12 protein-coding genes, 1 rRNA gene and 2 pseudogenes are annotated in these 14,170 nt (G+C 57.9%); 9 read left to right on the forward strand and 6 right to left on the reverse strand.

Going from position 1 to position 14,170, the window contains the following annotated elements:
- Positions 1–332, reverse strand: a 16S ribosomal RNA gene (locus tag ACN2TU_RS17150); the annotation flags it as partial.
- A 1,066-nt stretch (positions 333–1,398) separates the two neighbouring features.
- Here ACN2TU_RS17150 and ACN2TU_RS17155 point away from each other — a divergent pair.
- A complete protein-coding gene (locus ACN2TU_RS17155) occupies positions 1,399–1,719 on the forward strand; it encodes a winged helix-turn-helix transcriptional regulator (protein WP_435157061.1) in 321 nt (106 codons plus the stop codon).
- Positions 1,720–1,759: 40 nt separating this feature from the next.
- Here the strand turns inward: ACN2TU_RS17155 and ACN2TU_RS17160 are convergent, their stop codons facing one another.
- Positions 1,760–1,966: a hypothetical protein gene (locus tag ACN2TU_RS17160; protein WP_435157063.1), complete on the reverse strand. Its 207-nt coding sequence runs from the start codon at positions 1,964–1,966 to the stop codon at positions 1,760–1,762.
- 149 nt (positions 1,967–2,115) lie between these two features.
- Between ACN2TU_RS17160 and hemH the strand changes: the two genes are divergently transcribed.
- Positions 2,116–3,165: a ferrochelatase gene (hemH, locus tag ACN2TU_RS17165; RefSeq protein WP_435157065.1), complete on the forward strand. Its 1,050-nt coding sequence runs from the start codon at positions 2,116–2,118 to the stop codon at positions 3,163–3,165.
- Positions 3,138–4,436 carry a protoporphyrinogen oxidase gene (hemG, locus tag ACN2TU_RS17170; protein ID WP_435157067.1) on the forward strand — a complete coding sequence of 433 codons (1,299 nt, stop codon included), beginning with the start codon at positions 3,138–3,140 and terminating at the stop codon, positions 4,434–4,436. Before hemH ends, hemG begins: the two co-directional genes overlap by 28 nt.
- 51 nt (positions 4,437–4,487) lie before the next feature.
- Here the strand turns inward: hemG and hemE are convergent, their stop codons facing one another.
- A complete protein-coding gene (gene hemE / locus ACN2TU_RS17175; protein ID WP_435157068.1) occupies positions 4,488–5,492 on the reverse strand; it encodes a uroporphyrinogen decarboxylase in 1,005 nt (334 codons plus the stop codon).
- A gap of 80 nt (positions 5,493–5,572) precedes the next feature.
- Entirely contained in the window at positions 5,573–5,770 is a 198-nt protein-coding gene (locus ACN2TU_RS17180; RefSeq protein ID WP_435157070.1) for a heavy-metal-associated domain-containing protein, read from the reverse strand.
- Positions 5,771–5,971: 201 nt separating this feature from the next.
- Here ACN2TU_RS17180 and ACN2TU_RS17185 point away from each other — a divergent pair, with 201 nt between their 5' ends.
- The 5 genes and pseudogenes from ACN2TU_RS17185 to ACN2TU_RS17205 all read left to right on the forward strand — a co-directional run.
- A complete protein-coding gene (locus ACN2TU_RS17185) occupies positions 5,972–6,574 on the forward strand; it encodes an AsnC family transcriptional regulator (protein ID WP_435157072.1) in 603 nt (200 codons plus the stop codon).
- 56 nt (positions 6,575–6,630) lie between these two features.
- Complete coding sequence (locus tag ACN2TU_RS17190; RefSeq protein ID WP_435157073.1) at positions 6,631–8,373, forward strand: Rieske (2Fe-2S) protein; 1,743 nt, start codon at positions 6,631–6,633, stop codon at positions 8,371–8,373.
- 266 nt (positions 8,374–8,639) lie between these two features.
- Positions 8,640–9,134, forward strand: coding sequence for a transcriptional regulator NrdR (nrdR, locus tag ACN2TU_RS17195; protein WP_435157815.1), 495 nt, complete (start codon positions 8,640–8,642; stop codon positions 9,132–9,134).
- On the forward strand, positions 9,131–11,563 hold the full coding sequence (locus ACN2TU_RS17200) for a ribonucleoside-diphosphate reductase subunit alpha (RefSeq protein WP_435157074.1): 2,433 nt from the start codon (positions 9,131–9,133) through the stop codon (positions 11,561–11,563). Before nrdR ends, ACN2TU_RS17200 begins: the two co-directional genes overlap by 4 nt.
- Positions 11,564–11,581: 18 nt before the next feature.
- Positions 11,582–12,589: pseudogene (locus tag ACN2TU_RS17205) on the forward strand (ribonucleotide-diphosphate reductase subunit beta); the annotation flags it as partial.
- Between the two features lie 41 nt (positions 12,590–12,630).
- Here the strand turns inward: ACN2TU_RS17205 and ACN2TU_RS17210 are convergent.
- Positions 12,631–13,092 (reverse strand): annotated as a pseudogene (locus tag ACN2TU_RS17210) (acyl-CoA thioesterase); the annotation flags it as partial.
- A 116-nt stretch (positions 13,093–13,208) separates the two neighbouring features.
- Between ACN2TU_RS17210 and ACN2TU_RS17215 the strand changes: the two are divergent.
- Positions 13,209–13,586, forward strand: coding sequence for an SPW repeat domain-containing protein (locus tag ACN2TU_RS17215; RefSeq protein WP_435157075.1), 378 nt, complete (start codon positions 13,209–13,211; stop codon positions 13,584–13,586).
- Here the strand turns inward: ACN2TU_RS17215 and ACN2TU_RS17220 are convergent, their stop codons facing one another.
- Complete coding sequence (locus ACN2TU_RS17220; protein WP_435157077.1) at positions 13,587–14,039, reverse strand: hypothetical protein; 453 nt, start codon at positions 14,037–14,039, stop codon at positions 13,587–13,589.
- Between the last annotated feature and the right edge of the window lie 131 nt (positions 14,040–14,170).

Below are 14,170 nucleotides of genomic sequence, written 5' to 3' on the forward strand. Positions count from 1 at the left end.
TGCGCCCCGTAGGGCCTGGATTCTTGTCTCAGAATCCATCTCCGGGCTCTTGCTCTCACAACCCGTACCGATTATCGGCACGGTGGGCCGTTACCCCACCGTCTACCTAATCGGCCGCAATCACATCCTATAGCGCCGGAGCGTTTCCAGCTCCCGGTGTTCAAACCTGGGAGCATTATCCAGTATTAGCCTCAGTTTCCCGAGGTTATGCTGGTCTATAGGGTAGTTTGATCACGTGTTACTGAGCTTTCCGCTACGAATCTAAATTCGTGCAACTAGCATGGCTAAATCGAACTCCAATAGCAATGGCCTCTGGCAGGATCAACCAGAATGCCGCTGGACGAATGTCCAGCATGTTAGGCGGAGACACTCTCAGAAGAGAGTGTATCACATATATCACGTCGTTCGAGACACCACATCGGAAAACCGACAAGGTGTCACCGAACTACCAAGGCTGACATCAGATTCCATCGTGTACGGCTGACCGCAGGGGTGGAATCCTCATTTCCTTCGGACTTGATCGAAGGAGGAGAAGGGTATTAAACCCTTCGAACCTTCGCTGCCCGAGATTGCGGGACGAGTTGAACGCCCCGCAGATCGCATTGTATCTTTCTTCGCGTTTATATCCGAGCACCCTTTCATACTTAAGGGCGTCGGATCCCGCTTGCCTTCAGCGAATGATCGCCGAAGGCACGTCCACATCCATTTTGAGTGCCCCGTATTACTTAAAGGCACCGAATTGAGTGTGTTCCGTTCGTCCCAAACCGAGGGACGCCGTCTACATCACATCCGAGTGCCCCTATACACTTAAGGGCATTGAATTGGATTTCTTTCGTCCGATCCGGGTTTCAGCCCTATAAAGGACGTAGGATTCGGACAACCACTCGGCGGAAGACCACCGGGCGGCGTTCGCATTTGTACGAATGGCAGGGTTACATTTAAGCCCGTCGAATGAGATGTTCTTTGGGACGCCTCGACACGTCACACGGTAATCGCGCAATAACAAGTATAAGGTGGTCAGTAATGAGCGCATACGCGTGCGAAAGTACACTCAATAATATATCGTTTCTGTGCAATTCCGATTTTCGGGTTTCAATCCGGTGCACTGCAAAGACCCCATTTCAGCGGAGTACGGCAACAACGGGCATCAAGATACGAAGGTGAACGATAGTGTCTCGAACAAATCGAAGTTCCGGGGAAATATTTCATCGCCTGCTTTCGCGGGTCGTCGAAAATGCTGAGAATCAGATTCGGATAGGATGACGACCGCGGACAATGTCTCGGGCGCGTGACCAATCGAGGCGTCGAGCGTAAGTCATTACAGTATCACTTCGTAACCTGATTCGAGCCCGAACCAATATATAGGTTCGCCGATAAAGCCGTAACCAGAGTATCCGAATGTCATCAACATCAGCAGACACCGAGAAAGGCGTCTGTTCTGTCGTAGAATCGTTCGAGCAAATCGGGTCACAGTGGCGACTCGTCGTCCTCCACGACCTACAGGAGGGTGAAAAACGATTCAACGAACTCAAACGCTCTACGGGCGCGAGTTCTCGGACGCTTTCGCGTGTATTGGACGACCTCGGCGATATGGGGTTCGTCAGTCGGAGAGCTGAAGCCGATGCACCGATTGCGACCTACTACAGTTTGAGCGAAAAAGGGCATTCCCTCAGTCCGGTTTTCGAGGAAATCGGAACCTGGGCCGAGGAGTGGCTCTAGTTCTGCGAACCGACAGCCATCGTGGCCACGTTGTGATTTCTCACTTCATCGTGTCGTACATCTGCCTGCTCTGACCAGCGGCATCGAAGTTCGGAATCGAGACGGATGGTAGGTGAATCGCTCGTCTGTTCGGTGGTACACGGGAAGGAACGTCCTCCCAGTTTGCCTCCCCTATCTGGATGTACGCCTGATTGCGCGCTTTCTCCGCTTGGTCGGTCGTTCGGGGTTGTCCTGTATCGTCTGCCACGCCTGCGTCGCTTGATTCGCCGCCTGCGTATCCGACCAGTTCGTGTGTCCAAGCGAAGAAAAACTATACGACCGGCACTGTCGCACGGTGAGAGTGATTCTCATTCCGCAAACGACAACTATTCGGCCCATCCGTCCCGAGATTCGACCATGACAACCGGCGTCGTCGTGCTCAATTTCGGAGAACCGGCGGAACCGACGCGAGACAACGTTCTCGACTATCTGAAGCGCATCTTCATGAACAACGCCGATTTGGAAGGCGACACCACCGAGGAAGAAGCGCGCCAACGCTCGCGACAACTCGCCGAACGACGCGTGTCGAGCCTCATCGAAGAATACGAGGAAATCGGTGGCTCCCCGCTCGACCCGCAGGCGAAAGCGCAGGCCGACGCACTGCAAGCCGAACTCGACGAACGAAATCTCGACGCGAAAACCTACGTCGGAATGCAGTTCACCGAACCGTTCATCGCCGACGCGGTGGCACAGGCACACGAAGACGGCGTGGACGAACTCATCGGCCTTCCCATCTACCCACTCTGTGGTGCATCCACGACAGTTGCCTCTCTCGAAGAACTGACCGACTCGGTCGCAGGACTGAACTGGGACGTTCCGGTTCACGAGGTCACTGGGTGGCACAAACACCCGACCTACAACCGGATTCGTGCAAGCAACATCCAACGGTATGCCGACGAACAAGGACTGAACCTCGCCGACGACGACACCGAACTGGTCTTTTCGGCGCACGGAACCCCGACCCATTATCTGGAGGAAGGCAGTCGCTACGACATCTACGTCGATGAATTCTGCGACGTGATGGCCAGCGAACTCGGCGTCGAATCCTACTCGCTCGGCTTTCAAAACCACGGCAACCGAAAGATTCCGTGGACGGAACCCGAAGTCGAAGACGTGGTGACGGAAATCGACGCCGAGCACGTCGTCGTGGAGCCGATCAGCTTCATGCACGAACAGAGCGAGACGCTCTCCGAATTGGACGACGAGCTCCGAGAAGAGGCCGAGGAAGTCGGTCTCGACTTCTACCGGGTTCCGGTTCCTCACGACGACGACCGGTTTTCCGGCGTCCTGTCCGACCTCGTAGAGCCGTTCGTGGCCGATTTCGACCCGTCCTACTACCAGTTCCGCCAGTGCCAGTGTAAGGATACGCCAGGCACGATGTGCCTGAACGCCCCGTTCCAACGATGACGGTCGGCATCGTCGGCGCGGGTATCACGGGACTCACACTCGCCCACCATCTCGAAATAACCGACACCGAGTACGTCGTCTTCGAGGCCGACTCGGAACCGGGTGGCGTCATTCGAAGCAGACAAGTCGATGGCCATCTGCTGGAGTGGGGTCCACAGCGTCTCCGACGGACGGAACCGGTGGACAAGCTCATCATCGACCTCGGACTGGCGGACGAGGTCATCGAGGCTGGTGAGACGAAACTGTTCGTCTACGCGAACGGGAAACTCCGCCGAGCACCCTTCTCCATCGAGGAGTTCGGTCAAACTGACCTGCTGTCGTGGCGCGGCAAACTCGACGTGTTGAAAGAACCGCAGACCGACCCGGCAGACCCCGAGGAAACCGCCGCGGAACTGTTCACCCGAAAGTTCGGCGAGGAAGCCTACCGAAACCTCATCGGCCCGCTGTTCGGGGGGATTTACGGCTCGGAACCGGAACGGATGCCCGTCAAGCACGCGCTCTCCGGCGTCTTGCTGATGGAGCAAAAGTACGGCAATCTGCTCACACCAGTGCTCAAGCGGGCGATGTCTGGAGGAACGTCTGCACCAGCGATTTCGTTCGACGAGGGCGTCCAGCGACTGCCCGAAGCCCTCTATGACGCGCATTCGGAGAACGTTCATCTCGACACCGCAGTCACCGAAATCCGAGAGTCGGACGACGGTTATCTGCTCGAAACCGAGAACGAGTCCGTCAAAGTCGACGAAGTCGTTCTCACCACCGCCGCAGAGATGAGTGCCTACCTCCTCGAAAATCTCACCGATTCGGCGGACGCGCTCGATCGCCTCAACTACAACCCGCTCGCGCTCGTTCACCTCCACGCGGACTGCAACCGGGACGGATTCGGCTATCAGGTGCGCCACGACGAAGGACTCGACACCCTCGGCGTCTCGTGGAACGCGAGCATGTTCGGGCGGGATGGTGTGTATACCGTCTTCCTTGGCGGGATGAAAAATCCCCAACTGGTCGAAGAAAGCGAGGAAACGCTCGGCGAAATCGCCCGAACCGAGTTCAACGACGTGATGGACGCGGATGCGGACGTGTTGAGCGTGGTTAGCCTCGACCGCGGATTCCCGGCCTATGACACCTCGTGGGATGCACTTTCCGAGTTCGAAGCACCCGATGGAATCCACCTTGCAACGAACTACACCGCCAGAATGGGCGTTCCGAGTCGGATTCGAGAAGCGAAAGGCTTGGCAACGGCGTTGGCCGAGTCGTACGCGACACGGCCATAACGGAAAACCAGTCGTAGCCCGAAGACGGAGAATTCGGCGAGAAATCGACCGCTAGCGGTCGATTTCTTTCGCCGCCTCGACGAACGCTTTCGCGTTCTCGACGGGCGTGTTTCGGTCGATACCGTGTCCGAGGTTCAGGATGTGTCCCGAATCGCCCGCATTCTCGATGACATCGTGGGTTTTCTCACGGATGAACTCCGGATTTCCGAGCAGGTAGGAGGGGTCGAGATTGCCCTGTACCGGCGTGTCGCCCAACGTTTCCCGAGCGTCGGCCATGTCCACCGTCCAGTCGAGTCCGACCACGTCGGCACCGGATTCCCGAAGGAGGTCGAGTTTGCCGCCGGGGTGGCGCGCGAAGACGATGGAGGGCACGTCGATGGCGTCGAAGATGCGCTTGTGGAGCGGCAGGACGAACTCGCGGTAGTCGTCGGGCGTCAAGACGCCCGCCCACGTGTCGAAAACCTGCACGACATCCGCACCGTGTTCGACTTGATATTCGACGTACTCACAGACCACGTCGGTGAACGCTTCCAACAGGTCGCGGAACGCGTCGGGGTGGTTCGCTCGGAACCGCCGAATCGGTTTTCGAGAAGCCGATTCGTCGCCGACGACGTAGGATGCGAGGGTGTATGGCCCGCCCGCGAACCCGATGATACTGGTTCGGTCGCCAACACTGTTCTGAAGACGGGTGAGCAATTTCCCGACATAGTCGATCTCGGTGGCCACGTCGTTGGATTCCATCGGCACGTCGTCCGGACTCATGACGGGGTTCGAGACGACGGGGCCGACACCGCTCTCGATGTGGTAGTCGAAGCCGAGGGGTTCGAGGACGGTGAGAATATCGGAGAACATGACCAGTCCGTCCGGTTGGAACAACTCCCACGGAAGGAGCGTAATTCGCTCCGCGACTTCCGGCGTCTTGATGGCCTCCTTGAAGGAGTACTGTTCGCGAATATCGCGGTATTCGGGGATGTACCGGCCAGCCTGTCGCATCAACCAGACCGGCGGGCGCTCGGTGCGTTCGCCACGTGCCGCACGAACCAACAGGTCGCTCATGGCCGAGAATTGACCGGATGGCGTCTAAGCGTTTCGACTCTGCGACACCATTGACGAAGGATAGTCAGACGGTGGCGCACTCAGGCTGAAGCGTCGTAGCCGGCATCTTCTACGACGGTGACGAGGGCGTCGGTGTCGGCGTCGCCCTCGACGGTGGCAGTTCCCACCTCGTGGTCGGCGCTCGCCGTGGAAACGCCGGAAAGGTCTTCGAGGGCGTCGACGACGCTCCGTTCGCAGTGACCGCAGTTCATGCCGTCTACCTGAATCGTGGTTACCATACACAGCCCTCGTATTGCATTACTTTTTTCAGTTTCGGAAGAACCGGAATCGGCAGGAAACGCGAGAATCGATTTACCCAACGATAATTCACTTACTAAACAAACGGAATTTGTATTGGCGGCCGATGATACACAGGTCAATCCGGAAACGAAGCGATATATCGAAAACTGTTTTTATTCTACCACACCAATGGGAGTGTAATGCGACAACTCGACGATACCGACCGGGAGATAATTCGGTTACTCGTAGAGGATGCCCGCCGCCCGTACAACGAAATCGCCGAAACGGTCGATCTGTCGCCGCCGACAGTGTCCGACCGCGTCGAGCGACTGCAGGAAATAGGAATCATCCGACGGTTCACGGCGGAATTAGATCACGACATCCTCACCGACGGTTTGTCCTTGCTGGTCACCGTCAACGCCAAACCGGGCCGCGTCACCGACATCCGGGAATCGCTCGCATCGTTCGACGGCATCGAACACGTCTTCGTCACCGCCGACGCCCACATCGTGTGTAAAGCAACTCTGCGTGAGCAAGCGGTGGAAACGCTGCTCTCGGACGCGATCGGCGAAGATGCGGTTCGCGAGTACGACGTGCAACTGCTCATCGATGACGAATGGAATCCGCAACCGGGAACAATCGACTTCGCACCGGACTGTGTGGAATGCGGAAACACCGTCACCGAGGAGGGAGAATCAACCCGAATCGATGGCGAACTCTACCACTTCTGTTGCTCGTCGTGTAAGTCGCAGTTCTCCACCCGATACGAACGCCTGCAAGAGGGTGTGAAACTTGATGGCTAACCTACATTAATTCGTTTCAGCGAACCGTTTTGGTGCCGTGTGACAATGCATCACTCATGGCAACGAACCAATCGTTCGTCCGCGTCGGCGACGCGGACGAACTCAGGGACGAAGGCCGACTGTTGGTGAACCGAAACGGTCGGTCGTTGGCACTGTTCTACCACGAAGGGGAGTTCCGCGCGGTGGACAATCGCTGTCCACACATGGGATTTCCGCTAACCGAAGGCAGCGTCGAAGACGGCATCCTAACCTGCCACTGGCACCACGCTCGGTTCGAACTCTCCTGTGGGGACACGTTCGACCCGTGGGCCGACGACGTGCAGGCGTTTCCAATCGAGGAACGCGACGGAGATATCTACGTGAACCTTACGCCGAAGCGGGACAGCCCTCCCGAACAGCACTGGAAGGAGCGACTCGAAACGGGTCTAGAAGAGAACCTCCGCCTCGTGGTGGCCAAATCGGTCATCGGTCTGTCGAACGAAGACGTTTCGGCGTCCGAACCGCTCCGAATCGGGGCCGAGTTCGGCACTCGCTACCGCGACCAGGGATGGAGTTCCGGCCTGACGATTCATTCCTGCATGGCGAACGTCCTTCCCGACCTACGGGACGACGACCGACCGCGCGCTCTCTACACCGGTCTTCGGCACGTCGCCTCCGACTGTCAGGGCGAGTCGCCGCGCTTCGACCAGCCATCGTTCGAGACGGAGGAAGTGTCGGCAGACCGACTTCGGAGATGGTTCCGCGACTGCGTGGAGGTGCGCGATGACGACGGCGCGGAGCGCTGTCTACAAACTGCGATTGCGACCCTCGAACCCGAAACAGTCGCGGAAATCCTCTACGCCGCGGCGACCGACCACCTCTATCTCGACGCCGGACACAGCTTCGACTTCATCAACAAATCGCTCGAACTGTTAGACCACATCGGCTGGGAGCACGCCGAAAACGTCCTGCCGAGCGTCATTCCGCGACTGACCACCGCCCAGCGAAGCGAGGAACTCTCCTCGTGGACACAGCCGATAGACCTCGCCGAACTGCTGTTCGACTGCTTCGACCAACTCCCCGAACTGGTCGAGGCAGGGGGAAGCGGAGGTGAATGGAACGAACCCGACGACTTCACTGACACGCTGCTCTCCGACGACCCCCACGCTATCCTCGACGCGCTGAAAGCCGCGATTCAGGAGGGAGCAACCTGCGAAGAACTGGCAAACAGCGTTTCGTTCGCGTCGATGATGCGAATCGCCCAGTTCGGGACGGCGAACGAGTTCAACGACTGGAACACCGTCCACCACACGTTCACGTACAACAACGCCGTCCAGCAAGCAGCGAAGCGCGCGAGCTCAACGGCGCTCTATCGTGGCGTCCTCACGGGTGCGATGAGCGTCTACCTCGACCGATTCCTGAACACCCCGCCAACCCCCATGCCAAGTATCGACTCCACGGACGCCGACCCCGACGACCTCCGCGAGGAACTGCTGGAAACGTTCGACGAGGAAGGCAACGTCAACGCCGCCGGAGCCATCGTCGCGGAGTATTTCGCGGCAGATGGCGACCCGGAAAACCTGAAAGAAACGCTCGGACGAGCCCTCCTGCGGGAGGACGCCGGCTTCCACACGCTCCAGAATTTGGAGGCGTCCTTCGCGCAGTTTGACCTGCGCGAGGATGCGGACGAGAAAGAACTGGCACTCATTTCGCTCGCCCGCTACATGGGTGCGCACTTCCCGACGCGCCGGGAAGCAGAGCAGACCTATGTCATCGCAGATAGGTTGAACCGGGGCGAGAAGATTTACGAGGCGAACTGAGGGAGATCGGTTCGAGCGAGCGAGTTTTCGTTCGACATCCTGTGTCGGGGTTCGCCATTTCAATTCCACGGCGACGAGAGTCCCTATCCGGAACTCATTTTACAGTCCTACTCGTCGGTTGCAACAGCCAATACAATTTGAATTGTATTATTCCAAGTTGATTGGGTAACCTTTATGGCGGCACAGTCTGACACCACATATTGCGGTTAGAACACGGATACCCCATCATATGGGGTTACATACCGGAGGACCACGTAGTGACAACTATGAACTGCCCGGATTGTGGGAACGAGCGGACGCGAGTCATCGACACCGAAACGAGCGCCGACGGAATGTCGGTGCGGCGACGGCGCGAGTGCCAACGCTGTTCGTTCCGGTTCACCTCCTACGAACGTCCGGAGTGGGATTCCCTCCAAATCAAGAAACGTGACGGGAGCATCGAGTCGTTCAGTCCCGAGAAGCTTCGCGCGGGTATCGAACGCGCCGTCGAGAAGCGCCATGTGACCGAGGAAGACGTGACGAATCTCGTCGAGACGGTCGAGTCCGAACTACAGTCTCGCGAGACCCGCATCGTCTCGTCTAGTCTGGTCGGCGACCTCGTCTCCGAGCGATTACGCGAGCTAGACCAAGTCGCATACATCCGGTTCGTCTCGGTGTACAAGGCCTTCTCCGAACCCGAGGAGTTTCTCCGCGAACTCGACGCCGTTCTCGATTCCGAACTCGATGCGTCCGATTCGACAGACGAACCCGATAATCCATGAGCCAACAATCTACTGCGACGACCGAAACCGTCCGATCCATCCTCGACCGAGCACGCACCGGCTACGAAACGACCCTCCCCGAAGACGAGCGCGACGACCTTCGCACCGAAATCGAGCGGACGCTCTACGACGGAGCGTCCACAGATGAAGTGTACCGAGCCGTTCTTCAGGCCCTCACCGCGCGAGTCGAACGCGAACCCGCATTCAAAGGTATCGCCGCCGCGGTCTTCCGACAACGTTACTACCGCGAAATCATGGGCGACGACCTGAAGGGCTACGAACTCGACCGCGAGTATCGTGCAACCTACGTCGCCAATCTCGAACGCGCGGTCGAAATCAACCTCCTCGATGACCGACTCACCGAGCGGTTCGACCTCGAAGGACTTGCGGAGTATCTCGAACCGAATCGCGACGAGAAGTTCGAATACATGGCAATCGAGACGCTCTACCAGCGGTATTTCCTCAAGACGGAGGAGAACGGCGAGCATCTCGAACTGCCACAGGCGTTTTGGATGCGGGTCGCCATGGGGTTGGCAATCGAGGAGGACGACCCACAGCAACGGGCGAAGGAGTTCTACGACGTTCTCTCGAAGTTGGAGTTCACGCCCTCGACGCCGACGCTGTTCCACAGCGGTTCGACGCATCCACAGCTCTCATCCTGTTACCTGACGACGGTACAGGACGATTTGGAGCACATTTTCGATTCCTACAAACATCACGCGATGCTGTCGAAATGGAGCGGCGGCCTCGGCAACGACTGGACCAACCTCCGAGCAGGTGGCGCGCTCATCGAATCGACCGGCGTCGAATCGACCGGCGTCGTGCCATTCCTCCGCATCAGCAACGACGTGACGGCGGCCATCAACCGCTCCGGAAAACGGCGCGGCGCATCCTGTGGCTATCTCGCCTGCTGGCACATGGATTTCCCCGCCTTCATCGACCTGAAACGCAACACGGGCGACGAGCGTCGGCGCACGCCGGACATGAACACGGCCGCGTGGATTCCGGATTTGTTCATGAAGCGGGTCGAAAACGAAGAAGAGTGGACGCTGTTCAGTCCCGACGAAGTGCCCGACCTCCACGACCTGTCGGGCGAGGCGTTCGAGAAGCGGTATCTGGAGTACGAGCGACAGGCCGAGAACGGCGAGTTCCGGCAGTATGAACGGGTTAGTGCCCAGGAACTCTGGCGGAAGATGCTCACCCGACTGTTCGAGACGGGCCATCCGTGGATAACGTTCAAAGACCCGTGTAACGTTCGCTCGCCCCAAGACCACGTCGGGACGGTTCACTCCTCGAATCTCTGTACCGAGATTACGCTGAACACGAGCGAGGACGAACACGCCGTCTGCAATCTCGGGAGCGTGAACTTCGCCACGCATGTGTCAGATGGAGAACTCGACCGTGACCATCTCGCCGAAACCATCGAGACCGCGATGCGGATGCTGGACAACGTGGTTGACCTCTGTTTCTATCCGACCGAGCAGGCCGAACATTCGAACATGCAACACCGACCGGTCGGACTCGGCACGATGGGCTTCCACGACGCGCTGATGGAACTGGACGTACCGATGAACTCGGAGGATGCAGTCGAAAAAGCCAATCACTGGCAAGAGTTCGTCTCCTATCACGCGATTTTCAACTCCTCGAAGCTCGCCGAAGAGCGCGGGTCGTATCCCTCCTACGGGGGGTCGAAGTGGGACCGTGGACTGCTCCCTCAGGACACCGTTGACCTGCTCGAATCGGAACGCGGGCAGTCGATTCCAACCGACCGCGAGGAGACCCTCGACTGGTACGTCGTCCGCGAACACGTCGAAGAACACGGAATGAGAAACTCGAACACGATGGCAATCGCGCCGACTGCGACGGTTTCGACCATCAACGGGACGGCGCCGTCCATCGAGCCGTTGTACTCGAACCTCTACGTGAAATCGAACATGTCGGGTGATTTCACCATCGTCAACGACCAACTCGTCGCGGATTTGCAGAAAGAAGACCTCTGGGACGAGGAAATGATCGACCGAATCAAATACCACGATGGTTCCATTCAAGAAATCGACGTCATTCCGGACGACCTCCAGGAGTTGTATCGCGGTGCGTTTGAAATCGACCCGCGACACCAACTCCGACTGACTGCCCATCGCCAGACGTGGATAGACCAATCGGTTTCGCACAACGTGTTTTTCCCGTCCACGGACGGCACACTCCTCGACGACATCTATCGAACCGCGTGGCAGTTGGGGCTGAAAACGACCTACTACCTCCGAACGCTCGGCGCGTCGCAGATAGAGAAATCGACACTAGACATGGCCGAGTACGGCAAGAGCCAGCATCGGGACGGTTCCGGGTCTAATACCGCCGAAACCGATGGTGGACAGACCGAAAACGAACTCTGTACCGTTTCCGACCCGACCTGCGACGCCTGCCAGTAACGAGAAAACCAACGACTTTGCACACAATCCATGCCGATCATCAACAACGACGCGGAACACGATCCGAACAAGATACTGCCGATCGACTACGACTGGGCGCGCGAATACTACGAAGCGGGCGTCAACAACAACTGGGTGCCACAGGAAATCCCGATGCAGGACGATATCTCCCAGTGGAACGGTAACGCACTCTCGGATGCCGAGCGCCAACTCATCGAGTGGAATCTCGGCTTCTTTTCGACCGCCGAATCGCTCACCGCGAACAACATCGTCCTCGCGCTGTACGAATACGTGACCGCCCCAGAATGTCGCCAGTATCTCCTGCGACAGGCCTACGAGGAGGCGATTCATACGGATACGTTCATCTACTGTTGTGATTCGCTCGGCTTCGAACCAGACTACCTCTACGGGATGTACGAGCGAGTCCCCTCCATCGAGGAAAAAGACGAGTTCGTGGTTGACCTCACTCGTGCAATCAATCGGCCCGGTTTCACCATCGAGACTGACGAAGACGTTCGCGAGTTCGTCCGCGACCTCGTCGGCTTCTACGTCATCATGGAGGGAATCTTCTTCTACGCCGGGTTCGCCATGATGCTCGGCCTGAAACGCCAGAACAAGATGGTCGGCATCGGCCAGCAGTTTGAGTACATCATGCGCGACGAATCGCTTCACCTCGGGTTCGGCATCGACCTCATCAACGAGATTCGGGCGGAGAATCCCGGCATCTGGACCGAGGCGTTCGGTGATGAAGTCACCGACCTCATCACCGAGGCTGTCGAGTTGGAGAAAATTTACGCCTACGAGGCGTGTCCGGACGAAATCCTCGGAATGAGCGCCGAGCAGTTCGCCGAGTACGTCGAACACATCGCCGACCGGAGATTGGAGCAGTTGAATCTCGCTAAACGGTACGGAACCGAGAACCCGTTCTCGTGGATGTCGGAACAGACCGACCTGAACAAGGAAAAGAACTTCTTCGAAACGCAGGTCACTGAGTACCAAAGCGGCGGGTCGCTGGACTGGTCGTAGGCGGACAGGTCGAGAACCCACACCGATTTTTTAGGCAACTCCAACGATTCCCTGCGTTTGCGACGACGCCGGAGGGCGTCATCGCGGAGGGTTTCCTGTTCGTCAGTCGGACAGCAAACGTCCGCAACCGATGCCGGACGCTCGTTCTCGTCCAGCGCGACCATCGTGAAAAACGAGGTCGCGGTGTCCTGTTTTTCGTTCTCGCTCGGACGTTCTGCTCCGACGTTCACCAACACCTCCATGCTCGTCCGCCCGGTTTCGAAGACGTAGCCTTCGACGGTCACGATGTCACCGAGGTCGATAGGGCCGAGGAAATCGACGTGATCCATCGACGCGGTGACGACCTGCCGCCTGGAAAATCGGCGGGACGCAATGGCGGCACAGATGTCAATCCAGTGAAGAACCGACCCACCGAGCGCTCGTCCGAGGTTGTTCGCGTCGTTCGGCATCAGGATTTCACTCATCACGGTGTGCGAGTCCAAAAGTGGCGCTGTTTCGGGCATCAGACCGTTCTACACGACGTGGACAGATAAAACAAGTGAATTTGTAATAATGAAATTTTATTTGTTTCCGTAACCGTTCGACTTATCCTTGAAACGGTCGTCTACCGGACAGGACAATGTGGGGGAACAGGACGATTCTCGCGGGCGCACCGCTCGGCATCTGGTTGGTATTTGCGCCGTTCGTCGTCTACGAGGCGATGCTCGCGCCGAACTTCTGGAACGATATCGTCGTCGGAATCACGGTGTTGCTTCTCGTCCTTTACGGAGCGATCTGCACGTGGCGCAATCGAAAAGTCAGCATCGCGGCGGGCGGACTCCTCGGTCTGCTCGGACTGTGGCAAGTGACGAGACCGTTCGTCGTTCCGACCGCTGGCCCGCTTCCGCTCTGGGGTGACGCAGTCGTCGGCGTTCTGCTGTCAGCACTCGGCGGGCGAGTCATGCGGGAGGCACGAAACTATTCGGTTTCGGAACAAGCGCAGACGGCACGACGATAGTCAGCGAGAGCGGTTCCGCGAAGCGTTTTCCGTTTCGAGCGCCGTCCGATACCACGACGGCCGCGAGACGGTTGTGTTGCCGACGTTCGAAACCTGCACCGACTCCGTGACTCGAGCGGACTCCCCGCGACTCGTTCCAGTCGCTTCGAACCGATACCGGTGAATCAGCCCCCACGTGTCCACGACGAAAACGAGCGAGGCGTTCTCGACCGACTCGAACGAATACTGTGAAAATCCGTCGGAATTCGTGAGTTCGGACGCGGTAACGCGGTAGAGTGGCGGTTCGGAGCTGTTGTCGATTTGCTCGATATTCGTGACGTTGAATGCCAACAGCAGTGAGTAGAGACGGTCGTGGTTTTTCCGCGGTTGGAAATCCGCTCCGTTTCGCGACGACCTCGAATCGGATTCCGCCACCTGCTCGTACCACGTGCCGTCGTCCGTCACCGTCTTCATAGATACCACAGCGCGGATACCCGCGACTTTAGGCGCGGGAGGAAGCGCGTACGCTTGACTACTGTACTACCGTTTTCTGCCGGGCTGACTCCCGGTCGTATATTAACCATTATAAGCATGTTCGTTGTACA

The organism is Haladaptatus marinus (assembly GCF_051194195.1).